Raw genomic sequence first — 23,610 nt, forward strand, 5'->3', positions numbered from 1 at the left:
CTGCGCGACGAGGTGAGGTGCCGACCTGCGAGGTGCAGGGACCGCACCTCTTGCCGGTCCGGTCCGGCCGCGGGGGCGAGTGCGTCCCACCAGTCGTCGCCCTCTTCGATGCGGCGTAGAAGGATGCCCTCGCGCACGGCCCAGGGGCAGACGGTCAGTCGGCGGATGCCCATCCGCTTCATCGCGGTGTGGCCCACGAGCGCTCCCGCGAGGGACTGGTTCGCACGAGGCCGGGAGATGCCCGGCAGGCCGGCCCGCTCGTCGGCGGGGAGCTCCGCCAGGCGGTGAACCGCGTGGCGGAGGTCCTTGCGCAGCAACTCGCGCCGCACGAAGGGCCCTTGATGCCCGGCGGCCGCGCCACAGAGCCGGGCCAGCTGTGTGAAGGTCCGCGAGGTGGCGACGGTGGTCCGAGGGGCCTCCCACCGGACACGTTCGGCCACGTCCCGCAGCTCGTGCCGGATCAGGCGGCGCAGCGCCTTGAGGTCCGCGGGCGCGGGTGGATCCTGGCCGTGCAGGTGAGCGCGGGTCAGTCGGTCGGCGCCCAGGGGGAGCGAGAGCGCGAAGTCGGCCAGGCGGCCACGGCCGAACGCCACCTCCAGCGAACCCCCGCCGATGTCGAGGACGAGCAGCGGACCGCTGCGCCACCCCATCCACCGGCGCGCGGCCAGGAAGGTCACCTCCGCCTCGACCTCGCCCGGCAGCACGTGCAGTGGTACGCCGGACGTCTGCCGCACCTCGTCGAGGACCTCCACACAGTTCGGGGCGTCCCGCACGACCGCCGTGGCGAAGGCCGACGGCTCGCCCGAACCCTGCTTCAGGGCCTCCTCCCGTGCGGAGGCCACTGCGTCCCCGAGCCGGTCCATCGCCTCGGGCCCGATGGTGCCGTCGGGCCCGACGAGCTGGGCCAGGCGCAGACGCCGCTTGGCGGTGTGCACCGGCAGCGGCGCTCCGGCCTCCGTGTCCACCACGGTCAGTCGCACCGTATGGGAACCCGCGTCCACCACGCTCATTCGCATGACGCCGGAGTACCCACCAGCGGGCCGGCCACGCCGGAGCAGCGGTTTCCGCACCACAGCAGAGGGAACCCGGCCCGGACTCGTGATCGTGACGAGTGCTTGACGGACAACCGCTGGAAGGAGCACAGCCATGGCCGAGGCAGGGACGTCGCGGACCGGGGCGACGACCGGGTCCCCTCCCGGCACCCCGCAAGGAGTGACGGAGCCGACTCCGGACTTCCCCGCGAACAAGCAGCAACCCCCGGGCCTGGAGAGGGACATGGCCCCGAGCCCCCGCTTTCGCGCGGAACGCTACAAGGCGGCCGACAAGCTGCTCGGAAAGGCCGCGCTGATCACCGGCGGCGACTCCGGGATCGGCAGGGCTGTCGCTCTGCTGTACGCGCGCGAAGGCGCCGACGTGGCCATCGTCCACCTGCCCGGGGAACAGCCCGACGCGGACGAGACCCGGCAGCTGATCGAGGAGACGGGGCGAAGGTGCCTGCTGCTGCCCGGCGACCTGCGTGACGCGGCCTTCTGCCAGGACGCCGTGGCCCGTACGGTCGCCGAGTTCGGCAAGCTGAACATCCTGGTGAGCAACGCGGCGTATCTGAACAGCAAGTTGGAGTTGGAGCAGCTGACCGCGGAGGACTGGGACCGTACGTTCAAGACCAACGCCTACGCGTACTTCCACCTCGTCATGGCCGCCCTGCCCCACCTCGACCAGGGCGACGCCATCATCGCCACGGCGACCGAGGAAGCCCTGAAGGGCAGTACGACGATGATGGACTACGCGGCGTCCAAGGCCGCCGTCATCACGTTCACCAAGTCCATCGCCCCGCACCTGGCCAAGCGCGGCGTCCGCGCCAACGTGGTGGCCCCTGGCCCGACATGGACGGTGCTGAACAACTCCGACCCGCACATGCCCGAGGACGGCCTGTCCCGGCTCGGCAGCGAGACGCCGCTCGGCCGCCCGGCCCAGCCGGAGGAGATCGCCCCGGCTTACGTGTACCTGGCGTCCGACGCCGACTCCAGTTTCACCGTGGGCGAGGTGATCGCGGTGACCGGCGGGGAGACGGACACCCGCTGACCTGCCGCCGGTCACGCACGACGACCTGCGTGCAGCAGCCGGTCCATCTGCTCGGCTGCCCGCACGGCGGCGTCCCCGCAGCAGTTGTTGAACAGCACGTGGACCCGCTCGGCCCGCTCGGCCGGCTCACTCAACCGGGGCAGCCACTCGGCGAGTTCGCCCTCGGCGTACGCGTACCGGAAGCGGTCCTCCTTGCTTCCCCGCCCCCACGACGGGCTGCGCCCGTGGAATCGCACCACGGCAAGCCGGGATGTGGTGACAGGTGCGACGGGTGGCAGGGAGGAGGGCAGCCCCTGGACGGTGTCGACGCCGACGGCGGCCATGCCGTGGTCCGCGAGCCGGGCGCACGTCGACTCGGCCCGCCCCGCACGCCACCAGTCGGAATGCCGGAACTCCACGGCGACCGGCCAGCCGTTCGTACGTTCCGCGGTCCGCTCCAGGATCCGCTCGGCCCGGGCTCCCGGCCGCAGCCACGGCGGGAACTGGAACAGCACGCTGCCCAGGCGCCCCGTCCTCCGCAACGGTCCGACTCCCTCGGCGAACCGCGCCCACACCTCGTCGAGCACGCCGCTGTCCCGGGCGTCGGCCGGCAGCCCGTCCGGCATGGCGGCCTCGCGTGTGGGATGCCCGGTCAGCAACGAGAACGCCTTGACGTCAAAGGTGAATCCGTCCGGCGTGCGTTCCGCCCACAGCCGGCTGACGCGCTCCTGCGGCAGGGCGTAGTACGACGCGTCGGCTTCGACGACCGGAAATCGCCCCGCGTAATACCGCAGCCGTCCCTCGGCGTCCCGCCGCCCGGCCGGATACCAGCCGCTGCGCACCAGCGCCGGGTCGGTCCACGAGCACGTGCCCACGAGAATGTCGCCCATACGGGACCGGTACCCACGGGGCGCGAGCCCGCCCCTGGAGTCGGGGCAATTGCTGCGTCGGGCCGGCACATCGGAGCGGGGGAAAGTCAGCCGATCGCGAGCAGCACCGTGGCCACCAGCGTGCCCAGCGGCCCTGCCGCCCGGCGCCGCCCATCAAGGTGCCGGACGGCCCGCCGGACGACCGGTTCGTCTACCTGTCCGACGTCCTGCCCACCGCCTGGCAGGCCGTCGAGTACGCCGACTTCCCGCCCGGCGGCAGCGTCACCGTCCTGGATCTGCGCGAGTACGGCAAGGACCTGGGTGAAGCGGTACGGGACCTCACCCAGGGCCGCGGAACGGACGCCGTGATCGACGCGGTCCGGCGCGGCGGCACGCTCTCCATCAGCGGCGTCCACGGCGGTGCAGCGAGTCCGCTGCCCCTGCTCACGATGTTCGACAAGCAACTGCGGGTGCGCATGGGCCAGGCCAGCGTGTGGCGCTGGATCGACGACATCCGCCCTCACCTCACCGATGACGACCCCCTGGGTATCGACGGATTCGCCACGCAGGCCAAGGACGACGGCATGGTTCGGTGACTGGTTCGACGCCGGTGGGCTCGGGCACCCCGCAGCGCCGCCGGATCACGGTGAGGCGGGCGGGAGACCAGGTACCTCCACGCTCTCGCCCGAGGGGTCCGACTGTGCGCCCCGGAGCGCCTTCGCGCCCAGCTCCGGGGCGACGGCCGTGTGCGCAATCCCCTTGCACCTTCACGATATGACGGTTAGTCATATACCTATTAGGCATACGAGAGGCCCCGTACCGCCCCAACTCCCTGGAGGCACAGTGAAGTTCTCCGTCATCTTCGAGGCCCAACTGGCCGACCCCACCGTCGAGCGCGAGCACCAGCTCTTCCACGACAGCGTCGAACAGGCCGTGCTCGCCGAGGAGATGGGCTTCGACCGGATCTGGGCGGTCGAGCACCACTCCCTCAAGTGGTACGCGCACATGAGCGCCCCGGAGATCTTCCTGACCTGGGTGGCCGCGCGCACCAGCACGATCCGGATCGGGCACGGCGTCGTCTGCATGCCGTTCAACTTCAACCATCCGGCGCGCGTCGCCGAGCGCGCCGCGACGCTCGATCTGCTCTCGGGCGGGCGGCTCGACCTGGGCGCGGGGCGGGGCGGCACCGTGCAGGAGACCTCGCTGTGCGGGGTGGACAAGGAGCGCACGGCCCAAGAGGTCGAGGAGGCGCTGCGGATCATCGGGAAGGCGTGGGAGGGCGATGAGCTCGAGTATCACGGGGAGCTCATCGACATCGACCCGCACCCGATCCTGCCGCGGCCCCGGCAGACCCCGCACCCCCCGCTCTTCCTCGCGTGCAGCCGCACCGAGACCCTCGCCCAGGCCGCCGAACTCGGCGTCGGCGCCCTGGTGATGGGCTTCGCCGGGCCCGAGTCGATCGCGGGGATGAGGGCGGCGTACGACACCGCCGTCGCCGCCCGGCGCGGTGACCGGTTCGTGTCGCGCGCCGTCAACGACCACTTCTCCGTGCTCTGCCCGACCATCGTGCTCGACGACGGGGAGACCGCCCGCAGCGTGGGCATCCGCGGGCAGCGGTTCTTCGCGCAGTCCATCGGGCACTGGTACGGGGGCGCCGGGATACCGGACGAGGCCGTGGTGGAGGGCACCGACGAGGCGGCCGAGATGCGCAGGGCCGCCGAGCAGGTCGTCGCGCGGCTGCACGAGCAGAACATCCCGGTGCGCCCCACGTCCACGGCCACGTTCAACGCCGAGCACGCCTACGGCACCGCCGACGACGCCATCGCCTACGTCGAGCGGCTCCGGGACGCGGGCGCCGACGAGATCATGTGCCTCATCCAGATGGGCACCGTGCCGCAGGAGGCGTGCCTGGAGACGCTGCGGCAGTGGGGCGAGAAGGTGATCCCGTACTTCCGGGCCCAGGAGGCGAGCGCGAGGGATGAGGCGGGCACGAGGGATGAGACTGACGCGAGGGATGGGGCAGACGCGAGGGGTAGGGCGAACGAGGCGGACGGGGCGGGGGTGGCCTGAATGTCCCAGCCGTTGGCCGACGACCGTCTCGCCCCCGCCGCCCGCCCCCTCGTGGACGCCCTGACCGCCCACTTCCCCGACCTCGGCCGCACCGTCACCGACGCCGTCGAGGCCCGGCGCATCCTGGCCGCGGCCCCCGCGTCCCCGGTCGAGCCGCCCGCCGTCGGCGCCGTCGAGGACCGGACGATCCCGGGGCCGCCGGGCGCGCCCGACCTTCCCGTACGGGTCTACCTGCCCGACCCGGCGACGGAATCGCGGGGGGCGCGGCCGACCGTCGTCTTCTTCCACGGTGGCGGATGGGTGATCTGCGGGCTCGACACCCACGACGCGACCGCGCGCGGCCTGTGCCGGGAGGCGGGGGCGGCCGTGGTGTCCGTCGACTACCGGCTCGCGCCCGAGTTCCCGTTCCCCGCCGCCGTCGAGGACGCGTACGCCGCCGTGTGCTGGGCCGCCGGGCACCTCGGTGAACTGGGCGGTGAACAGGGGGCGTTGGTGGTGGCCGGAGACAGTGCGGGCGGGAATCTCGCCGCCGTCGGCGCCCTCGCCGCCCGCGACCGGGGCGGGCCGGACATCGCGCTCCAGGTCCTCGTCTATCCGTCGACCGACGCCAGTCGGCCCTGGGACTCGTACCGCCGCAATGCCGAGGGCTACTTCCTCACGGCGGCGCACTGCGAGTGGTTTCTGAGTCAGTACGTGGGGGAGGGGGGTGCGCGGTGGGATCCCTACCTCTCGCCCGCCCTCGCCGACCTGCGCGGCCTCCCGCCCGCCCACATCGTCACCGCGGGCTGCGATCCCCTGTGCGACGAGGGCCGGGCCTACGCGCGGCTCCTGGAGGAGGCCGGCGTCGCCGTCACGGAGGGGTACTTCCCGGCGATGTTCCACGGATTCTTCGGGTTCCCCGTGCTCCTGCCGGAGGCCCGGGCCGCACGGGAAGGAGTGGCGTCGGCCATCGCCAGAACCGTGGAAGACAGGAAAAACATCTCTGAAAGATGGGGCGGCACAGGATAATTTCCGGTGGCTCCCCTTGTGGAGGAGAACCTCGCGCACATACGGTGTCTTTACGCGAGGTTCTCCCGTGGAGGTTGGGTCATGACGGAAATTCTTGTGCAGGCACGTACGGAGGGCGCTGTTCCTTCCGTGGAGGGGCGGGTCGTCGAGCATCCGGCCTGGCCCGCGCTCAAGAGTGCCGTGGAAGAGATCCGGCCCTGGCAGTCGGCCGACGGCTCGATCGACTTCGAGGCGGAGGGCGCCCCGTCGCGGTCCGTCGCGGAGCTCGCCGTGGACCGGGTGATATCGGCGGTCGAGCAGCTCGCGCCGCTCCTGCCGCACGACGCCGCGTACCACGAGGCGCTCGTCGTCGACCTGCGCCGCTGGGCCGACGACGGCTTCCAAGTCCCGGACTTCCTGGACTCGTTGCTCGCCTTCCAGCCCGCGGCCCACCGCGAGGACGGCCTGCAGCACCTGGTCGTCTTCCCGATGTACACGCAGAACGGCAACCCGGACCGCAACCTCGAAGCGGTCGTGCTGCGCATGGTCTGGCCCGACTGGCTGGCCGAGCTGGAGCGCACCCGCTACGACAACCCGCTGTTCTGCGGCATCACCTTCGAGGACTTCACGTCCGGGTACGACACGAACTCGGCCGTGCTCTTCCCGGAGACCATCGCGGTGCGCGAGGCCCCGGAGCGGTTCAGCTGGGGCGGCATCTTCTGCGACCGCGAGGCGGCCCGCTTCCGCCGCGTCACCGAGGCCGCCGTCGACATCCTCGGGCTCGAACTGCCGGAGGACATCCGGGCGATGGTCGCCGACCAGGACCGCTGCCAGCAGGCGTTCGTGCTCTGGGACATGGTCCACGACCGCACCCACAGCCACGGCGACCTGCCCTTCGACCCCTTCATGATCAAGCAGCGGCAGCCGTTCTGGATGTACGGCCTGGAGGAGCTGCGCTGCGACCTCACGGCCTTCAAGGAGGCCGTGAAGCTGGAGGCCGAGGGCGTCCCGCAGGCCCGTGACGTGCAGTACGCGGTCCTCTTCGACCGGATGTTCCGCTTCCCGGTCACCGGCGACCGCGTCAAGAACTACGACGGACTCGGCGGCCAGCTCCTGTTCGCGTACCTCCACAAGCACGACGTGGTCCGCTGGACCGACAACAAGCTGAAGATCGACTGGGACCGCGCCCCGCAGGTCACCAACCAGCTCTGCGCCGAGATCGAGACCCTCTACCGCGAGGGCATCGACCGCCCGAAGCTCGTGCACTGGTTCGCCGCGTACGAGCTGGTCTCGCGCTATCTCGCGCCGCACCCGGGCTCGCGCTGGGCCAAGGGCCCGGACGCCCTGGACACCTCCCTGCCGCCCCGCAAACTCGTCGACGACGTGCTTCCTGACGAGTTTCCGCTCAGCATGTTCTATGAGGCGCTCTCCAAGAAGCTGAAGAACGTGATCGCCTCCACCAAGGGGATCACCGCTTCCTCGGACGCGCCGATGGCTGCCGCGTGAGCGGCCGTAACGAGGAGGCGAGGACCATGTCCGCACCCAACGGATCCGCGCTCGACGGAGCCGTGGTCGCGGTGGCGGGCGCCGCGGGCCCGGCCGGACGCGCGACGCTGCTGCGGCTCGCGGAGGCGGGCGCCACCGTCGTCGCCGCCGACGCCGACGCGGCGCGCCTGGCGGAGGCCGTGGACGCCGCCCGGTACGCGCACGGCGGCGCCACCGTCACCGGTGACACCGTCGACCTCCTCGACCTGGACGCGACCCGCTCCTGGGCCGACCGCACGGAGAAGGAGTTCGGGCGCATCGACGGCCTCGTCCACCTCGTGGGCGGCTGGCGCGGCAGCGCCTCCTTCGCGGAGACGGACCTGGCCGACTGGGACGTGCTCGAGAACCTGCTCATCCGCACCGTGCAGCACACCTCGCTGGCCTTCCAGGCCGGCCTGGAGCGCAGCGGCAACGGCCGCTATCTGCTGATCAGCGCCGCGGGCGCCTCGAAGCCGACGGCGGGCAACGCCGCGTACGCGGCCTCCAAGGCGGCCGCCGAGGCGTGGACGCTGGCCCTCGGTGACGCCTTCCGCAAGGCGGCGAAGGCGGAGGGGGCCGACGCGCCGCGCGCGGCGGCTGCGATCCTGGTGGTCAAGGCGCTGGTGCACGACGCGATGCGCGCCGAGCGACCCAGCGCGAAGTTCGCGGGCTTCACCGACGTCAAGGAGCTGGCCGAGGCCATCGCCGGGGTCTGGGAGCGGCCCGCCGGTGAAGTGAACGGAAACCGCCTGTGGCTGACCGAGAAGCCGTGAACCCCACCGCCAGGACCGACGCACGCCGCCACCACGACCCGGACGTCCGCGGATTCGCCAGCGACAACTACGCGGGCGCGCACCCCGAGGTCCTGGCGGCGATAGCCCTCGCCAACGGCGGCCACCAGATCGCGTACGGGGAGGACGACTACACCGACCACCTCCAGCAGGTCGTCCGCGGCCACTTCGGGGCGAGCGCCGAGGCGTTCCCGGTCTTCAACGGCACCGGCGCGAACGTGGTGGCGCTGCAGGCGCTCACCGACCGCTGGGGCGCCGTGATCTGCGCGGAGAGCGCCCACATCCACGTCGACGAGTGCGGTGCGCCCGAACGGGTCGGCGGGATCAAGCTGTTGACCGTGCCGACCGCCGACGGGAAGCTCACGCCCGAGCTGATCGAGCGTCAGGCGTTCGGCTGGGACGACGAGCACCGGGCGATGCCGCAGGTCGTCTCGGTCGCGCAGAACACCGAGCTGGGCACCGTCTACACGCCCGACGAGATCCGCGCGATCTGCGAATTCGCCCATGAGCGCGGCATGTTGGTGCACGTCGACGGCGCCCGCCTCGCCAATGCGGCGGCCTCGCTGGACGTCCCCATGCGGACGTTCACGAACGCCGTCGGCGTGGACATCCTCTCCCTGGGCGGCACGAAGAACGGCGCGCTGTTCGGCGAGGCCGTCGTCGTCCTCAACCGGGACGCCGTGCGCCACATGAAGCACCTGCGCAAGCTGTCGATGCAGCTCGCCTCCAAGATGCGTTTCGTCTCCGTGCAGTTGGAGGCGCTGCTCGCCAAGGACCTGTGGCTGCGCAACGCCCGGCACGCCAACGAGATGGCCCAGCGCCTGGCCGAGGGCGTCCGCGCGGTGCACGGCGTCGAGATCCTCCACCCCGTGCAGGCCAACGCCGTCTTCGCGCGCCTCCCGCACGACGTGAGCGAGCGCCTCCAGAAGCGCTACCGCTTCTACTTCTGGGACGAGGCGGCGGGCGACGTCCGCTGGATGTGCTCCTTCGACACCCGCGAGGAGGACGTCGACGGGTTCGTGGCGGCGCTCAAGGAGGAGATGGCCCGCTAGAGGGCAGGGGAAGAATTCTGCATAGGTATGCGACCGATCGTAAAGTCATTGACTCTTGATCGGTCGCATTCCTATGCTCCCGTGCCATGCAGCTGATCCAGGAAAACCCTGACCTGTCGGCGTACTTGGCCGCCGGCGAAGCCGTCGACCACGAGCATCCACTGGTCCGCGAGACGGCGGCCTGGCTCGCAAAGTCATCCGCCGATACCTATGCCTACGCCCGCGCGGCCTTCGAGTTCGTGCGCGATGCCGTCCCGCACTCGCAGGACTCGGGTCGCATGGAGGTCACCTGGCGCGCCTCCGACGTCCTGCGGGAGCGCACCGGCATCTGTGTCGCCAAGTCCCACGCCCTGGCCGCCCTGCTGCGCGCCGAGGACATCCCGACGGCGTTCTGCTACCAGCGGCTGCGGGACGACAACACCAGCGGCCACTCCGTGCACGGTCTGGTCGCCGTCCGCCTCGGCGGCGCCTGGCACCGGCAGGATCCGCGCGGGAACATTCCGGAGGGCGTCGACGCCCAGTTCCGGCTCGGGGAGGAGCGGCTGGCCTGGCCCGTGGATCCTGAGTCCAATGAAGTGGACTATCCGGTCCTGTATGCTGAACCGAGCCCGGTGGTGCTCGACGTGCTCAAGCAAGCCCGCGACCGGCCGCACCTCTGGCGGATCTACCCCTCAGACCTGTGACGCACGAACTGTGAGGCACGACGGACCATGACCATCGACCTGACCGTCTCCGACGAGGTCCGCGCCCTCGCGCCCGGCTTCACCCACATCGCCGTCGAGGCCCACGGCCTCGTCAACGGCCCGACCACGGACGGCACTTCGGCGCTCCTGGACGACGCCGCGCGCCGCCTCGCCGCACGCCTGGAGGGCCGCGCCCCGCACGAGGACGCGCACATCGCGGCCTGGCGCGCCGCCTACACGGCCTTCGGCGCCAAGCCGAACCGCACCCGCAACTCCGCGGAGGCACTGGCCAAGCGCGCCCTGGCGGACGGCGGACTGCCGCGCATCAACGCCCTGGTCGACGTCTACAACGCGATCAGCGTGGCCCATCTGATCCCCGTCGGCGGCGAGGACCTGGACCACATCAAGGGCGGCATGCGGCTCGTGCGCGCCACCGGCGACGAGGACTTCGTGACCGTCGCCTCCGGCGAGCGGGCCGTCGAGCACCCGGACGCGGGCGAGGTGGTCTGGCGCGACGCCGAGGGCGTCACCTGCCGCCGCTGGAACTGGCGGCAGGGCACCCGCACGCGGCTGACGGAGGAGTCCGTCAACGCGCTCTTCCTCCTGGAGGGCATGGCGCCGCACGCGGACCTGGAGCCCGCGGCGGCCGAACTCGCCGAGCTCCTGGAGAAGTTCAGCCCCGGCGTGCGGATCACGGTCCACGCGCGCGGCTAAGCGGGTACGTCGCGTCAGTGCGCCTCGGCGGCCTTCACCTGGTCGGCCGTCGGGGCGGTGCCGCCGAGGTGCGCGGGCAGCCACCAGGTGTCGTCCGGGCCCTTGGGGCGGCCCGGGTAGGCGCGCTGCGCGGCCTCCAGGAGCTCCTGGCAGCGCTCGCGCAGGCGGCGCGTGATCGCACCCGCGTACTGGTCCTTCGGCGCCTCCACGCGCTCGCCCACCCGGATGGTGACGGGCAGGTGGCTGCGCTTGAAGTTGCGCGGGTGGCCCTTGGTCCACAGCCGCTGCGTGCCCCACAGCGCGACCGGGATGAGCGGGACCCCGGCCTCCTGGGCCATGCGGGCGGCGCCGGACTTGAAGGACTTCAGGGTGAAGGACTGCGAGATCGTCGCCTCGGGGAAGACGCCGACCACCTCGCCGGAGCGCAGCGAATCCAGCGCGTGCGCATACGCGGCGTCGCCCTGCTTGCGGTCCACGGGGATGTGCTTCATGCCGCGCATCAGCGGCCCGGAGACCTTGTGCCGGAACACCGAGTCCTTCGCCATGAAACGCACGAGCCGCTTCTGCGGCAGGGCCGCGAGTCCGTCGAAGATGAAGTCCAGGTAGCTGATGTGGTTGCTCACCAGGACGGCCCCGCCCGTGCGCGGGATGTTCTCCGATCCCTTGCAGTCGATCTTCAGGTCCCACGCCTTGAAGAGGGTCTTCGCGGCGCCGATCACCGGACGGTAGACGAGTTCTGCCATGGGTTGGGGAGGGCCCTTCATCTGTGCCTGGGGGAGCCTGCCACGGGAGGGGACTCCCGGCGGTGCCCAGCGGCTTAAGTTACGCAGCCGTAAGTTCGGCGTCCCGCAGATCGTGCCCCAAGAACGTACGGCTGACCAGCTCTGGTGCCCCGCATCCAGGAGATTCTCGTCACGTCGTCCCCCTTCGTCGGCGCCCGGTCCGGCCTCTGACTCCCTGCCCGTTTCCTGTCCCGGGAATCATCCGGAGCGCCGCGCTGCTGTAGTGGTGAGTGGGTGGAACGACGGAAAAGCGACCAGGGCGGGAGACGGCGGTGCGCGGACAGGACGCCGAGCGGCACTTCGACGCGTCCGTGCTGGGCGCGCCGCTGGGGGAGCGGGCCACGCTCGTCCAGTTCTCCAGCGCGTTCTGCCAGCCCTGCCGGGCCACCCGCAGAGTCCTCGCGGACGTGGCCGCCATGGTGCCGGGCGTCGCGCACGTGGAGATCGACGCCGAGGAGCGCCTCGATCTCGTACGGGACGTGGGTGTCCGCTCGACGCCGACCGTCCTCGTGCTCGACGCGGCCGGGCGGGTCGTGCGCCGCGCCTCGGGGCAGCCCCGCAAGGCCGATGTCATCGCCGCGCTCGGCGCCGCCGTATGACGCACCCTCAACCGGCCGCGGCGCGGCGGGTCCGCGCAGGCCGGAGGGGATCCGTGACGCATCTTTCATATCCCGGAACGGACTTGACTGTGCCCACCACCTGTCGTCAGCCTGCCTTTATGCCTCCGGAGCTCCTGCTGTACGAGCGCGTTCACCTGGACCTCGCACGTCATGCCAGTGCGCGCTGTCCCGGCTGCTGAGCAGCCACGGAACCGCTCGTCCCGCCAGCAGAAGGACAACTCCATGACGGCCACGCCCGACGTCTCCGCCCCTCACCAGCTCGCCTCCCCCGACCTGTTGCGCTCCGTGTTCCGGCAGCACGCGGCCGGGGTCGCCGTGATCACGGCCCGCTCCGCCGCGGCGGACGGCCCCGTCGGCTTCACCGCCACCTCGCTCACCTCGGTCTCCGCCGAGCCCCCGCTGCTCTCCTTCGGGATCGGCCTCGGCGCCTCCAGCTGGCCCGCCGTCGCCGAGACCGACCACGTCGGCGTGCACATACTCGGCGAGCACCAGCAGGACCTCGCCGCCACCTTCGCCCGCAGCGGCGCCGACCGCTTCGGGGCGCCCACCCGCTGGCACGAGGGCCCCTACGGGGTGCCGGTCCTGGACGGGACGCTCGCCTGGCTGGTCTGCCGGATCGTGGCGCGGGTGCCCGCGGGCGACCATCGCGTCGTGCTCGCCGAGCCCGTCGTCGGCGACCCCGCGCGGCCCGGCCGCCCGCTCCTGTACCAGCAGGGACGCTTCAACGCGCTGCGCGACTGAGAGTTCCCGGCGGAGCCCTTCCGCGCCCGATCACACAGGGTTGGGAAGGTCACAGTTCAAAGCGCTTGCTTAGCGGGAAAGAACTGGGTGTACTCATGAGTAATATTCCGGTCGGAGCGCGGGCCGCCCCGACCGGGATCCGCCGCTTCAGGCGCCTATGCTGCCTGCAACAGGCAGCAGCCCAGTAAAGACGATGCAGTAGGAGAGCCGGCGTGAGCTTGAGGATCGTTGTCACCGTGAAGTACGTGCCCGACGCCACCGGCGACCGGCACTTCGCCGATGACCTGACCGTCGACCGTGACGACGTGGACGGCCTGCTGTCGGAGCTCGACGAGTACGCCGTCGAGCAGGCTCTGCAGATCGCCGACGAAGCGGACGACGCGGAGATCACCGTGCTGACCGTCGGCCCCGAGGACGCCAAGGACGCGCTGCGCAAGGCGCTTTCGATGGGCGCCGACAAGGCCATCCACGTCGAGGACGACGACCTGCACGGCACCGACATCATCGGTACGTCGCTCGTCCTCGCCAAGGCGATCGAGAAGGCCGGCTACGACCTGGTGGTCTCCGGCATGGCGTCCACCGACGGCACCGCGGGCGTCGTCCCCGCGCTCCTCGCCGAGCGCCTGGGCGTCCCGCAGGTCACGCTGCTGTCCGAGGTCTCCGTCGAGGACGGCGTCGTCAAGGGCCGCCGTGACGGCGACGCCGCCTCCGAGCAGCTGGAGGCTTCGCTGCCGGCCGTCGTGTCCGTCACCGACCAGTCGGGCGAGGCGCGTTACCCCTCCTTCAAGGGCATCATGGCCGCCAAGAAGAAGCCGGTGGAGTCCTGGGACCTCTCCGACCTCGACATCGAGGCCGAGGAAGTGGGCCTGGAGGGCGCCTGGACGAAGGTCGACTCCGCCGCCGAGCGTCCCGCGCGCACCGCGGGCACGATCGTCAAGGACGAGGGCGAGGGCGGCAAGCAGCTCGCTGAGTTCCTCGCGGGCCAGAAGTTCATCTGAGCTTCAGCCACCCCTGAAAAACCGCCCAACTTCTTCGTAACCGCAGGAGATTGAAGTCCCATGGCTGAAGTTCTGGTCTACGTCGACCACGTGGACGGTGCCGTCCGCAAGCCCACCCTCGAGCTCCTCACGCTGGCCCGCCGCGTCGGCGAGCCCGTCGCCGTCGCGCTCGGCAACGGCGCCGCCGACACCGCCGCCGCGCTCGCCGAGCACGGCGCGGTGAAGGTCCTCACCAACGACGCCGCCGAGTTCGCCGACTACCTCGTCGTGCCGAAGGTGGACGCGCTCCAGGCCGCGTACGAGGCCGTGTCCCCGGCCGCCGTGCTCGTGCCGTCGTCCGCCGAGGGCAAGGAGATCGCGGCCCGCCTCGCGGTCCGCATCAAGGCCGGCATCATCACCGACGCCGTCGACCTGGAGGCGTCGGACGAGGGCCCGGTCGCGACGCAGTCCGCGTTCGCCGCGTCCTTCACCACCAAGTCCCGTGTCTCGCAGGGCACTCCGGTCATCACGGTCAAGCCGAACTCGGCCGCCGTGGAGGCCGCCCCGGCCGCGGGCGCCGTCGAGGCCCTCGCCGTCTCCTTCTCGGCGCAGGCCACCGGCACCAAGGTCACCGCGCGCACCCCGCGCGAGTCGACCGGCCGTCCGGAGCTGACCGAGGCCGCGATCGTCGTCTCCGGCGGCCGTGGCGTGAACGGCGCGGAGAACTTCCACGTCATCGAGTCCCTCGCCGACTCGCTCGGTGCCGCCGTCGGCGCCTCGCGCGCCGCCGTGGACGCCGGCTGGTACCCGCACTCCAACCAGGTCGGCCAGACCGGCAAGTCGGTCTCGCCGCAGCTGTACATCGCCTCCGGCATCTCCGGCGCGATCCAGCACCGCGCGGGCATGCAGACCTCGAAGACCATCGTGGCCATCAACAAGGACGCCGAGGCCCCGATCTTCGACCTGGTCGACTACGGCGTGGTCGGCGACCTCTTCGACGTCGTCCCGCAGCTGACCGAAGAAGTCAACTCCCGCAAGGGCTGAACCGCTTGACGTTCGCCGCGAGGCCCCCGTGTCCGGTCGCTCCGGAGGCGGGGGCCTCGCGCGTGCCGCCGGGGCGGACCGCTACAGCGTCAGGCTCACCTGTACGGGCAGGTGGTCGCTCGGGAACTGCCCCTTGAGCGAGAAGGTGTTGATGACCGCCTCGTGCGCGCGCACCCCGGGCGTCGCCAGGATCCAGTCGATGCGGTCGCCGTCGGGGACCAGCGGCTTGTAGCCGTGGAAGGTGGCGTACGCCTTGCTGCGCCGGTCCGCCGCGTCCCAGGTGTCGACGAGCCCGGCGCCCAGCATCGTGTCGTAGACCGGGTTCTTGTGGGCCGCGACGTTGAAGTCGCCGGTGACCAGGACCGGCAGGGAGCGGTCGAGCCCTGCGATGCGCTCGGAGATCAGACTCGCGGCACGCGCGCGTGCGTACTGGCTGTGGTTGTCCAGGTGGGTGTTGAGGACGTAGAAGTCGCCGTCCGTGCGCAGGTCGTGGAAGCGGACCCAGGTGACCATGCGGATCGAGCCGCCGCCCCAGGTGTTGGAGCCGATCACGTTCGGGGTGTCCGAGAGCCAGAAGTGCTCGTACGCGACGGGCGCGAGGCGCCGGGTGTCGTAGAAGACGGTCATGAACTCGTCCCGGCTGCCGCCCGCGCGTCCGGTGCCGAGCCACTCGTAGTGCGGGCCGAGGTCCGCGGAGATGTCCTGGACCTGCTGGTAGAGCCCTTCCTGGGTGCCGACGACATGGGGCCGGGCGCGACGCAGGAGCTCACGGGTGACCGGGCGGCGGTCGGCCCAGGTGTTCGGCGGGGTGCTGCTCGCATAGCGGAGGTTGAACGACATGACCTCCAGGCGGGAGCCCGGGCGCTCCACCGCGCGCGCGGGAGCGGCTGACAGCGCCGCCGAGAACAGGGGGACGGCCGCCGCGGCGGCCACTGCGGTACGCAGGCCGAGGCGGCGCGTGACTCGGGTGTCGTCGGTCGGCACACGGACTCCTTCACGTCAGGTCGCGCGGTCAGAATGAGGTGCGCGCGGGGGAGTGTGTAAGGAGGATCTGAGACAGCGGTGAACTCCTGCCGTCCTGTGGGCGGGGTCCGGCAGGCGAGAGGGTGTTGACCTGCGGGAAGCTCGCCGGATAACTTCGCTATACGGATTGTTGATTCCGGGAAGCGGAAACGCTTCGGGGATCCGCGAGAGTGGAGGGTGCAGGAATGGGTCAGCAAGAGACGGTGGCAACGAGCCTCGCCGGCGCGGTCAGCGAGGGCGTCAGCGCCTCCCTCGCCCCGGTGGACGCGAAGCTGGAGCGTCTCTACCCGGGAGACCCCGGCACCCGCCAGCCCGTCCACACCGTCTACGTCCCCGGCGACGTCTTCGCCGCGGACACCATCCGCTCCTGGGGCGACAAGGCCCTCGCGGCCCTCGACGAGCACGCCCCGGACGCCGCCTCCTTCGCCGCCGCGCTCGGCCTCTCGGACGCGCTCGCGCAGCCCGTCTACGACCGCGTGCGCGCCAAGCTGGAGCGCGAGCCCATCGAGGACCTCCGGGTCGACTTCGAGGACGGCTACAAGGGCAAGGACGAGGACCAGGACGCCGCCCGCGCCGCCCGTCTGATCGCCGAGGCGTACAAGAACGGCGCCCCTGGAGAAACAGCCCCGTACATGGGCATCCGCATGAAGTGCATGGAGGCGCCCGTACGCGACCGGGGCATCCGCACCCTCGACGTCTTCCTGTCCGGCCTCATGGAGGCGGGCGGCCTCCCCGACGGACTGGTCCTCACGCTGCCCAAGGTCACCTACCCGGAGCAGGTCACCGCGATGGTGCGCCTCCTGGAGGAGTTCGAGAAGGCGCGCGGCCTGGAGGCGGGGCGCATCGGCTTCGAGATCCAGATCGAGACCAGCCAGTCGATCCTCGCCAGCGACGGCACCGCCGCCGTCGCCCAGATGATCCAGGCCGCCGAGGGCCGCGCCACCGGCCTGCACTACGGCACCTTCGACTACAGCGCCTGCCTCGGCGTGAGCGCCGCCTACCAGGCCAGCGACCACCCGGCCGCCGACCACGCCAAGGCGATCATGCAGGTCGCCGCGGCGGGCACCGGCGTACGCGTCTCGGACGGCTCCACCAACGTCCTGCCCATCGGCTCCACCGAGAAGGTCCACGAAGCCTGGCGGCTGCACTACGGCCTCACCCGGCGCGCCCTGGCCCGCGCCTACTACCAGGGCTGGGACATGCACCCGGCGCACATCCCCACCCGCTACGCCGCCGTCTTCGCCTTCTACCGCGAGGGCTTCGAGTCCGCCGCCGCGCGCCTGTCCGCCTACGCCCACCACAACGCGGACGGCGACGTCATGGACGAGCCCGCCACCGCCAAGGCCCTCGCCGGCTACCTGCTGCGCGGCCTGGACTGCGGCGCCCTGGACGCGGGCGAGGTCACCCGGCTCACCGGTCTCACGCTGGCCCGCCTGCAGGGCTTCGCCGGCCCGCGCCGCGCCGACCTGACGGCTTCGGGCTCGGGCACGAAGCCGTAACCCTCGTAACACCGAGTACGTGCTGTCACCGCTGCCCCGTACTCTGTACGCGACCAATCTTGGCGCGACAGGGACGGGGCAGCGGTGTCTTCGGGGGAGCACGGACAGGCAGGTGGCGGCGGCAGACTGCTCGCCGGGCGCTACCGCGTGGTGGAGCAGCTGGGCCGCGGCGGCATGGGCGTCGTCTGGCGCGCGGTGGACGAGGTCCTGCACCGCGAGGTCGCCGTCAAGGAGCTGCGGGCCTACACGGACGAGGGCGCTCCCGAACTCGCCGACCTGCGCGTGCGCATGCAGCGCGAGGCCCGCGCCGCCGCCCGCGTGCGCCACCCCGGAGTCGTCGCCGTGCACGACGTGGCGGAGGTCGACGGACGCCCGCTGATCGTCATGGAGCTCATCGACGGCCGCTCGCTCGACGACGTGCTGCGCGAGCGCGGCACCCTCGACCCCGGCGAGGCCGCCGCCATCGGCGCCCGGGTCATGGAGGCGCTCGCCGCCGCCCACCGCGCCGGCGTCCTGCACCGGGACGTGAAGCCGGGCAACATCCTCCTGGAGAACGGCGGCCGCGTCGTCCTCACCGACTTCGGCATCGCCACCATGGAGGACCCCGGCGACGGCTCGTCCACGCACCTCACCCGCAGCGGCGAACTCGTCGGCTCCCTCGACTACTTGGCCCCCGAGCGCGCCCAGGGCCAGGACCCGGGCCCGGCCTCGGACGTCTGGGCCCTCGGGGCGACGCTGTACGCGGCGGTGGAGGGCGCGTCGCCGTTCCGCCGCACGTCGACGTGGTCGACGCTCACGGCGATCGTCGTCGAACCGCTGCCGGAGCCGCGCCGCGCGGGCGCCCTGACCCCCGTACTGCGCCGCCTGATGGACAAGGACCCGCAGGCCCGCCCGGAGGCGGAGGAGGCGCGGGCGCTGCTCGCGGCCGCCGCGACGGCTTCGCTGCGCTCGCCGTCAGCGCACCCGGGCGAGGTCACGACGCGCCTGCGTGAGGCCGAACGTGAAGCCGAGCCCCGCCCGCGCGAATCGACGGTGCGCAGCGTCCCGAGCGCACCCCCGCCCGGCTTCGGCCCGCCTGCCGCGCAGCCCCCGGCGGCCCACCCCCAGCCCGCACCGGCCGCTCCGGAATCGGGCCGGAGCCCGGAAGGGCCGACGCCGCCACGCCGCCGCCGGGGCCGCGCCCTGCTGGCCGCCGTCGCCGTGGCCGTGGTGCTCGCCGCCACCGGCGTCACGGTCGCGCTCCTCAACGGCCAGGAGGACAAGAGCGATCAGGCCGGGCACGCGACCTCCCCCGACGCCACCGCCGAGCCCGGCGGCGAGGGCGACCCGGGTGCCTTCGACGACGGCGCGCGCTCGCCCAAGCCGTCCGAGCAGGGACACGGCAAGAAGCCCGGACCCCGCCCGGAGCAGTCGCGTCCGGAGGACGACGAGAAGCCTTCGAAGAAGCCCACCGAGCGCCCCGACCCCACCTCGAAGCCGACGCGCGACGATGCCGACGGCGGGGCGACGGGCGGCAGTTCGGACGGCGGCTCCGAAGGCTCCGGCGGCACGACGGGCGGCAGCAGCGGTGGCGATGGCGGCGACGCCCCGGCCCCGGTCTGCCACGCCACGGGCGGCGGCAAGTACGACTGCTCGGTGTGGCGCTCGGCGACGTCGTACACCGCGTCCGGCGACCGCGCGGGCACGCTCAACGCGGGCACCAACTATTTCTACTGCCAGCAGAACCTGGGCCGCCGCGAGACGTACGGGAAGTGGACCAACGTCTGGTGGGCGAAGACGGACGACGACAGCGGCAACCGGAACGTGTTCGTCAGCGACGTCTACGTGAAGGGCGGCGAGAACGACAAGCCGCTGCCGGGCCTGCCGGTCTGCTGACCGCCCCTCCGCTGCCCGGGGCCCTCACGCGGCCGGGGTGAGAGCCAGCGCCGGATAGTCGGTGTACCCGTCGGCGCCGCCCACGTACATCAGTCCGTCGTCCCGTACGGGATTGACGGGCGCCCCCGTGCGCAGCCGCTCGACCAGATCAGGGTTGGCGAGGAACGGCCGCCCGAGCGCGATGAGATCGGCGCCCGCGGCGAGCAGCCGCTCGCCCGCCGCCCGGCCGCCGTCGGCGGGGATCCGGGTGCGCGGCAGGATCGGGTTGGCGATGAGCGCGCCCGGCCAGGCCGCGCGGATCCGCCGGAACAGCGGCTGCTCGGGGTCGGCGTACACGACGTGCAGATATGCGAGTCCGGCGTCGCTCAGTGCGTCGATGAGCGCGGGGTAGACGTCGTCGATGTCGTCCTCGTGCATCGCGTTGGCGGTGACGCCGGGGGCGATGCGCAGCCCCACGCGCTCGGGCCCGACCGCCGCGGCCACGGCGCGCACGACCTCGACCACGAACCGGATGCGCCCGGCCACCGAGCCTCCGTAGGCGTCGGTGCGGTGGTTGGTCCCGGTGGCGAGGAACTGGTGGAGCAGATAGCCGTTGGCGGCGTGCACCTCGACTCCGGCGAAGCCCGCGGCGACGGCGTTGCGGGCGGCGTCCGCGAAGTCCGCGACGGTGCCACGGATCTCCTCGACCGTCATCTCCCTTGGTGTGACGGCCGGTTGGGCCCCGTCGGCGGTGTGGATGGTGTCGGGCAGCGGCACCGGCGACGGCGCCACCGGGTGGAGCCCGCTGTTGTCCGGGTGCCCCACCCGCCCGCCGTGCTGCAGCTGCAGGAACATCCGCCCGCCCGCGGCGCGCACCGCGTCGGTGACCTGCCGCCACCCGGCCACGTGCGCGGCGCCGTGAATGGCGGGGATGTTGGGGTAGGTCTGCCCGACGGCGTTCGGGGTCGCGGCCTCGGCGATGATCAGCCCCGCGGAGGCGCGCTGTGCGTAGTACTCGGCCATGAGGGCGGTCGGGACGCCGTCGGCCGCGGCGCGGTTGCGGGTCATGGGGGCCATGACGAGCCGGTTGGGGAGGGAGAGGCTGCCGAGGCGAGCGGTCTCGAAGAGGGCGGAGGTGAGGTCGCTGTGCTGGGTGTTCTTCGTGTTCGTCATGCCGCTAGGCTAGAAGTTGACACCCGTGTCAGATTCAAGTCCGTTGTCGTACGGAGGGGATGGACCATGCGGATTGGCGAACTGGCCGCGCGCACCGGAGTCAGCGAGCGCTCCCTGCGCTACTACGAGAAGCAGGGCCTCCTCGCGTCCGAGCGCAGCCCCGGCGGCCACCGCCACTACCGGGAGGCGGCGGTGGACCGCGTGGTCCTCATCCAGGAGCTCTACGCCGCGGGCCTGCACAGCAAGAAGATCGGCCAGCTGCTCCCGTGCATGCGCGACGCGGACGGCGCCCCCTCCGAGATCGCGACGCCCCGCCTCGTCCAGGAGCTCACCACGGAGCGGGACCGCATCGACTCCCTGATCGCCGACCTGGTGCGCTCGCGAGGGGTGCTGGACGACGTGATCAACACGGCCACGGGGGTGCTGGAGGAGCGGGTGGCACGGCGCTGACCCGACCTCACCGCCTCCGGCCACCCCAAATCCGCCGGAGCCAGCGCGGACATCGTCGGTGACGTCAAGTCGCCCTGACAGAGGGCAACTCTCAGTCCACCGGCCGCATTTCCCCGGATCCCCGCATGATGAGGCGGGTCGGGAGTTCCACGCGCTCCGGTGGCCCCGATGCTCCGTCCAGTTGGCGGAAGAGCCTTTCTGCCGCCGTGCGGCCCAGTTGGGCCGCGTCCTGGGCGATCACCGTCACGCCCGGGCTCAGCAGGTCCGCCAGCTCGATGTCGTCGAAGCCGACGAGGGCGACGGGGCGGGGGTGCTCGGTCAGGACGCGGACCGCCGTCACTGTCACACGGTTGTTGCCCGCGAAGATGGCCGTCACCGGGGACGGGCCCGAGAGCATCGACTCCGCCGCCCCGCGCACGCGGTCCGGGGCGGTCGCGCCGAGGGACACCCAGGACTCGTCGATCTCTATGCCCGCGTCCTCCATCGCGGCGCGGTAGCCGCGCAGCCGCTCTATGGCGGTGTGGATCCGCGGCTGGTCACCGATGAAGCCGATGCGCCGGTGGCCGTGGGCGATGAGGTGGGCGACGCCGTCGCGGGCGCCGCCGAAGCTGTCGGAGAGGACCACGTCCGCGTCGATCTTCCCGGCGGGCCGGTCGACGAAGACAGTGGCGACACCGGCGGCGATCTCCGGCTCCAGATAGCGGTGGTCGTCACCGGCCGGGATGATCACGAGCCCGTCGACCCGCCGCGCGCACAGCGCGAGCACCAACTCCTGCTCCCGGTCCGGGTCCTCGGCACTGGAACCATTGATCAGCAGGGCTCCGTGGGCCCGGGCCACCTCCTCCACGGCCCGGCTCAGCGGCCCGTAGAACGGGTCGGCGAGGTCTTCCAGGACGAGGCCGATGCTGGCCGTGCGCCCCTTGCGCAGCACGCGCGCGCTGTCGTTGCGGCGGAAGCCCAGGGCGTCGATGGCCTCCTGGACGCGGCGCTCGGTGTCCGGGGTGACGCCGGGCTCTCCGTTCACGACCCGGGAGACCGTCTTCAGGCCCACACCGGCACGCGCGGCGACGTCCTTCATGGTGGGACGGTTGCCGTATCGGTTGCCGGGCGAACGGGAGGGGCCTCCGGCGGGGTGGTGGGGGGAGACGGTCGGGCGGTCGGCGCCTTCGGCCACGGTGTGCTGTCCTTGTCCTGTCGTCCGGTCGCATCGATCTTTGCTGGCGTGCATGGCCATGGCGGGCATGAGCATGTGGCGTCGAGCATAGAGCCTGGACAACGTTGTCAGATGCAAGGGAGACTGTCCGACGTACTCTCCGGCCTGCCGATACACCAGGAGATCCCACACTGATGCCCACGGACCTCGTCGCCGCACTCGACATCGGCGGTACCAAGATCGCCGGAGCCCTGGTGGACGACCAGGGCCGGATCCTGCTGCGCGCCCAGCGGCCCACGCCCGCGCGCGAGGACGGCGACACCGTGATGCGGGCCGTCGACGAGGTGCTCGCCGAGCTCAAGGGCTCCCCGCAGTGGGGGCGGGCCGGGGCGGTGGGCATCGGCAGCGCGGGCCCGGTGGACGCGTCCGCGGGCACGGTCAGCCCCGTCAACGTGCCGGGCTGGCGCGGCTACCCCCTGGTCGACCGTGTCCGCTCCACCACCGGGGGGCTGCCCGTAGAGCTGATCGGTGACGGGGTGGCCATCGCGGCCGCCGAGCACTGGCAGGGCGCGGCGCGCGGCCACGACAACGCACTGTGCATGGTGGTCTCCACGGGCGTGGGCGGCGGCCTGATCCTCGGCGGCTCCCTCCACCCCGGCCCCACCGGCAACGCGGGCCACATCGGCCACATCAGCGTGGACCTCGACGGCGATCCCTGCCCCTGCGGGGCGCGCGGCTGCGTCGAGCGGATCGCGAGCGGACCCAACATCGCTCGGCGCGCGCTCGACAACGGCTGGCGGCCGGGGCCGGACGGCGACACCTCCGCGGTGGCGGTGGCGCGGGCGGCGCGGGCCCAGGACCCGGCGGCGCTGGCCTCGTTCGAGCGCGCGGCCCGGGCACTTGCGGCGGGCATCGCGGCGACGGCCACGCTCGTAGAGATCGACATCGCGGTGGTCGGCGGCGGTGTGGCCACGGCGGGCGACGTCCTCTTCGCCCCGCTCCGCCGCGCCCTCGGCGACTACGCCACGCTGTCCTTCGTCCGCCAACTCGCCGTGGCGCCCGCTCTGTTGGGATCTGATGCGGGGCTGGTGGGGGCGGCGGCTGCTGCGTTGGCGGGGTGGCGGGGTGGGGGTGGCGGGGTGCTTGGGCGGCAGCGGGGGGCTGTGGCGGCCGAGTCGGTCGGCCGCTGAGGCCCTTCGGGGTGCGGGTGCCCCTGCCGGGTGCCTTTTCCCCAACCCCGCCCCTTCCCGATACGGCGACTCCGTCGCCCTGGCGCACCTACCCGGGGGCTGCGCCCCCGGACCCCCCATCGGCCTGAACGGCCTCGTCCTCAAACGCCGGACGGGCTGAAATGGCCACCCGCCGACCCGCAGACGGGCGACGGCGGGAGGGGTGGGGACGCGGCGGTATGTCCGCCCGCAGTACAGCACCCCACCCAAGCCAGTACTCATGTACCCGTCGGGCGCCCGAGGCGTTTCGAGGACGGACATACCGCCGCGTCCCCACCCCGCCCCACCACCCATCAGCACCAGCCCCCGCACCC

At 72.1% G+C, this 23,610-nt stretch carries 22 protein-coding genes and 1 pseudogene; 17 read left to right on the forward strand and 6 right to left on the reverse strand.

Annotated elements, in window-relative coordinates; all coding sequences use genetic code 11:
• Positions 1–1,016: Ppx/GppA family phosphatase (locus ACQB60_RS43515; RefSeq protein WP_496931638.1), on the reverse strand; the 1,016-nt coding region annotated here is incomplete at its 3' end.
• A gap of 130 nt (positions 1,017–1,146) precedes the next feature.
• Between ACQB60_RS43515 and ACQB60_RS43520 the strand changes: the two genes are divergently transcribed.
• On the forward strand, positions 1,147–2,082 hold the full coding sequence (locus tag ACQB60_RS43520; protein ID WP_496931639.1) for an SDR family oxidoreductase: 936 nt from the start codon (positions 1,147–1,149) through the stop codon (positions 2,080–2,082).
• A gap of 11 nt (positions 2,083–2,093) precedes the next feature.
• On the opposite strand, the gene ACQB60_RS43525 is transcribed toward ACQB60_RS43520, so the two are convergent.
• On the reverse strand, positions 2,094–2,951 hold the full coding sequence (locus ACQB60_RS43525; RefSeq protein ID WP_496931640.1) for a DUF72 domain-containing protein: 858 nt from the start codon (positions 2,949–2,951) through the stop codon (positions 2,094–2,096).
• A 149-nt stretch (positions 2,952–3,100) separates the two neighbouring features.
• Here ACQB60_RS43525 and ACQB60_RS43530 point away from each other — a divergent pair.
• The 8 genes and pseudogenes from ACQB60_RS43530 to ACQB60_RS43565 form a co-directional block, all read left to right on the forward strand.
• Positions 3,101–3,526 (forward strand): annotated as a pseudogene (locus ACQB60_RS43530) (MDR/zinc-dependent alcohol dehydrogenase-like family protein); the annotation flags it as partial.
• A 247-nt stretch (positions 3,527–3,773) separates the two neighbouring features.
• Positions 3,774–5,000 (forward strand): LLM class flavin-dependent oxidoreductase, encoded by a 1,227-nt coding sequence (locus tag ACQB60_RS43535; RefSeq protein WP_496931641.1) that lies wholly within the window; start codon positions 3,774–3,776, stop codon positions 4,998–5,000.
• Positions 5,001–6,008, forward strand: a complete 1,008-nt coding sequence (lipP1, locus tag ACQB60_RS43540) for a LipP1 family hormone-sensitive lipase (RefSeq protein ID WP_496931642.1) — start codon at positions 5,001–5,003, stop codon at positions 6,006–6,008. It abuts the gene before it with no gap.
• Between the two features lie 81 nt (positions 6,009–6,089).
• Positions 6,090–7,493: a DUF6421 family protein gene (locus ACQB60_RS43545; RefSeq protein ID WP_496931643.1), complete on the forward strand. Its 1,404-nt coding sequence runs from the start codon at positions 6,090–6,092 to the stop codon at positions 7,491–7,493.
• A 26-nt stretch (positions 7,494–7,519) separates the two neighbouring features.
• Complete coding sequence (locus ACQB60_RS43550) at positions 7,520–8,284, forward strand: SDR family NAD(P)-dependent oxidoreductase (RefSeq protein ID WP_496931644.1); 765 nt, start codon at positions 7,520–7,522, stop codon at positions 8,282–8,284.
• Positions 8,281–9,354 carry a threonine aldolase family protein gene (locus ACQB60_RS43555; protein ID WP_496931697.1) on the forward strand — a complete coding sequence of 358 codons (1,074 nt, stop codon included), beginning with the start codon at positions 8,281–8,283 and terminating at the stop codon, positions 9,352–9,354. Before ACQB60_RS43550 ends, ACQB60_RS43555 begins: the two co-directional genes overlap by 4 nt.
• An 86-nt stretch (positions 9,355–9,440) precedes the next feature.
• Positions 9,441–10,037 carry a transglutaminase-like domain-containing protein gene (locus ACQB60_RS43560; RefSeq protein WP_496931645.1) on the forward strand — a complete coding sequence of 199 codons (597 nt, stop codon included), beginning with the start codon at positions 9,441–9,443 and terminating at the stop codon, positions 10,035–10,037.
• A 27-nt stretch (positions 10,038–10,064) separates the two neighbouring features.
• A complete protein-coding gene (locus tag ACQB60_RS43565; protein ID WP_496931646.1) occupies positions 10,065–10,751 on the forward strand; it encodes a B3/B4 domain-containing protein in 687 nt (228 codons plus the stop codon).
• 14 nt (positions 10,752–10,765) lie between these two features.
• Here the strand turns inward: ACQB60_RS43565 and ACQB60_RS43570 are convergent, their stop codons facing one another.
• Entirely contained in the window at positions 10,766–11,494 is a 729-nt protein-coding gene (locus ACQB60_RS43570; protein ID WP_496931647.1) for a lysophospholipid acyltransferase family protein, read from the reverse strand.
• Positions 11,495–11,805: 311 nt separating this feature from the next.
• Between ACQB60_RS43570 and ACQB60_RS43575 the strand changes: the two genes are divergently transcribed.
• From ACQB60_RS43575 to ACQB60_RS43590, 4 genes are all read left to right on the forward strand, one after another.
• Positions 11,806–12,132, forward strand: coding sequence for a thioredoxin family protein (locus ACQB60_RS43575; protein ID WP_496931648.1), 327 nt, complete (start codon positions 11,806–11,808; stop codon positions 12,130–12,132).
• A 243-nt stretch (positions 12,133–12,375) separates the two neighbouring features.
• Positions 12,376–12,894: a flavin reductase family protein gene (locus ACQB60_RS43580; RefSeq protein WP_496931649.1), complete on the forward strand. Its 519-nt coding sequence runs from the start codon at positions 12,376–12,378 to the stop codon at positions 12,892–12,894.
• Positions 12,895–13,106: 212 nt separating this feature from the next.
• Positions 13,107–13,892, forward strand: coding sequence for an electron transfer flavoprotein subunit beta/FixA family protein (locus tag ACQB60_RS43585; protein WP_384843826.1), 786 nt, complete (start codon positions 13,107–13,109; stop codon positions 13,890–13,892).
• A 60-nt stretch (positions 13,893–13,952) separates the two neighbouring features.
• Positions 13,953–14,915 (forward strand): electron transfer flavoprotein subunit alpha/FixB family protein, encoded by a 963-nt coding sequence (locus tag ACQB60_RS43590; protein WP_496931650.1) that lies wholly within the window; start codon positions 13,953–13,955, stop codon positions 14,913–14,915.
• Positions 14,916–14,996: 81 nt separating this feature from the next.
• Here ACQB60_RS43590 and ACQB60_RS43595 read toward each other — a convergent pair whose 3' ends face one another.
• On the reverse strand, positions 14,997–15,899 hold the full coding sequence (locus ACQB60_RS43595) for an endonuclease/exonuclease/phosphatase family protein (protein ID WP_496931651.1): 903 nt from the start codon (positions 15,897–15,899) through the stop codon (positions 14,997–14,999).
• Positions 15,900–16,123: 224 nt separating this feature from the next.
• Between ACQB60_RS43595 and ACQB60_RS43600 the strand changes: the two genes are divergently transcribed.
• Entirely contained in the window at positions 16,124–17,437 is a 1,314-nt protein-coding gene (locus ACQB60_RS43600) for a DUF6986 family protein (RefSeq protein ID WP_496931652.1), read from the forward strand.
• A gap of 84 nt (positions 17,438–17,521) precedes the next feature.
• Positions 17,522–19,312 carry a serine/threonine-protein kinase gene (locus tag ACQB60_RS43605; RefSeq protein ID WP_496931653.1) on the forward strand — a complete coding sequence of 597 codons (1,791 nt, stop codon included), beginning with the start codon at positions 17,522–17,524 and terminating at the stop codon, positions 19,310–19,312.
• Positions 19,313–19,336: 24 nt separating this feature from the next.
• Here the strand turns inward: ACQB60_RS43605 and ACQB60_RS43610 are convergent, their stop codons facing one another.
• Positions 19,337–20,464, reverse strand: coding sequence for an alkene reductase (locus ACQB60_RS43610; RefSeq protein ID WP_496931654.1), 1,128 nt, complete (start codon positions 20,462–20,464; stop codon positions 19,337–19,339).
• A gap of 66 nt (positions 20,465–20,530) precedes the next feature.
• Between ACQB60_RS43610 and ACQB60_RS43615 the strand changes: the two genes are divergently transcribed.
• Complete coding sequence (locus ACQB60_RS43615) at positions 20,531–20,914, forward strand: MerR family transcriptional regulator (protein WP_496931655.1); 384 nt, start codon at positions 20,531–20,533, stop codon at positions 20,912–20,914.
• A 91-nt stretch (positions 20,915–21,005) separates the two neighbouring features.
• On the opposite strand, the gene ACQB60_RS43620 is transcribed toward ACQB60_RS43615, so the two are convergent.
• Positions 21,006–21,992 (reverse strand): LacI family DNA-binding transcriptional regulator, encoded by a 987-nt coding sequence (locus ACQB60_RS43620; protein ID WP_496931698.1) that lies wholly within the window; start codon positions 21,990–21,992, stop codon positions 21,006–21,008.
• A gap of 269 nt (positions 21,993–22,261) precedes the next feature.
• On the opposite strand from ACQB60_RS43620, the gene ACQB60_RS43625 reads away from it, so the two are divergent.
• On the forward strand, positions 22,262–23,257 hold the full coding sequence (locus tag ACQB60_RS43625) for an ROK family protein (RefSeq protein ID WP_496931656.1): 996 nt from the start codon (positions 22,262–22,264) through the stop codon (positions 23,255–23,257).
• Positions 23,258–23,610: the final 353 nt, after the last annotated feature.

Origin of the sequence: Streptomyces odontotermitis (assembly GCF_050510915.1) — a bacterium.
Classification (GTDB): domain Bacteria; phylum Actinomycetota; class Actinomycetes; order Streptomycetales; family Streptomycetaceae; genus Streptomyces.

Bases quoted from the DNA above. Each gene is read 5' to 3' on its own strand.
- ACQB60_RS43520 (WP_496931639.1), top strand. From the start codon at position 1,147: ATGGCCGAGGCAGGGACGTCGCGGACCGGGGCGACGACCGGGTCCCCT.
- ACQB60_RS43525 (WP_496931640.1), bottom strand. From the start codon at position 2,951: ATGGGCGACATTCTCGTGGGCACGTGCTCGTGGACCGACCCGGCGCTG.
- lipP1 (WP_496931642.1), top strand. From the start codon at position 5,001: ATGTCCCAGCCGTTGGCCGACGACCGTCTCGCCCCCGCCGCCCGCCCC.
- ACQB60_RS43545 (WP_496931643.1), top strand. From the start codon at position 6,090: ATGACGGAAATTCTTGTGCAGGCACGTACGGAGGGCGCTGTTCCTTCC.
- ACQB60_RS43550 (WP_496931644.1), top strand. From the start codon at position 7,520: ATGTCCGCACCCAACGGATCCGCGCTCGACGGAGCCGTGGTCGCGGTG.
- ACQB60_RS43560 (WP_496931645.1), top strand. From the start codon at position 9,441: ATGCAGCTGATCCAGGAAAACCCTGACCTGTCGGCGTACTTGGCCGCC.
- ACQB60_RS43565 (WP_496931646.1), top strand. From the start codon at position 10,065: ATGACCATCGACCTGACCGTCTCCGACGAGGTCCGCGCCCTCGCGCCC.
- ACQB60_RS43570 (WP_496931647.1), bottom strand. From the start codon at position 11,494: ATGGCAGAACTCGTCTACCGTCCGGTGATCGGCGCCGCGAAGACCCTC.
- ACQB60_RS43580 (WP_496931649.1), top strand. From the start codon at position 12,376: ATGACGGCCACGCCCGACGTCTCCGCCCCTCACCAGCTCGCCTCCCCC.
- ACQB60_RS43590 (WP_496931650.1), top strand. From the start codon at position 13,953: ATGGCTGAAGTTCTGGTCTACGTCGACCACGTGGACGGTGCCGTCCGC.
- ACQB60_RS43600 (WP_496931652.1), top strand. From the start codon at position 16,124: ATGGGTCAGCAAGAGACGGTGGCAACGAGCCTCGCCGGCGCGGTCAGC.
- ACQB60_RS43610 (WP_496931654.1), bottom strand. From the start codon at position 20,464: ATGACGAACACGAAGAACACCCAGCACAGCGACCTCACCTCCGCCCTC.
- ACQB60_RS43615 (WP_496931655.1), top strand. From the start codon at position 20,531: ATGCGGATTGGCGAACTGGCCGCGCGCACCGGAGTCAGCGAGCGCTCC.
- ACQB60_RS43620 (WP_496931698.1), bottom strand. From the start codon at position 21,992: ATGAAGGACGTCGCCGCGCGTGCCGGTGTGGGCCTGAAGACGGTCTCC.
- ACQB60_RS43625 (WP_496931656.1), top strand. From the start codon at position 22,262: ATGCCCACGGACCTCGTCGCCGCACTCGACATCGGCGGTACCAAGATC.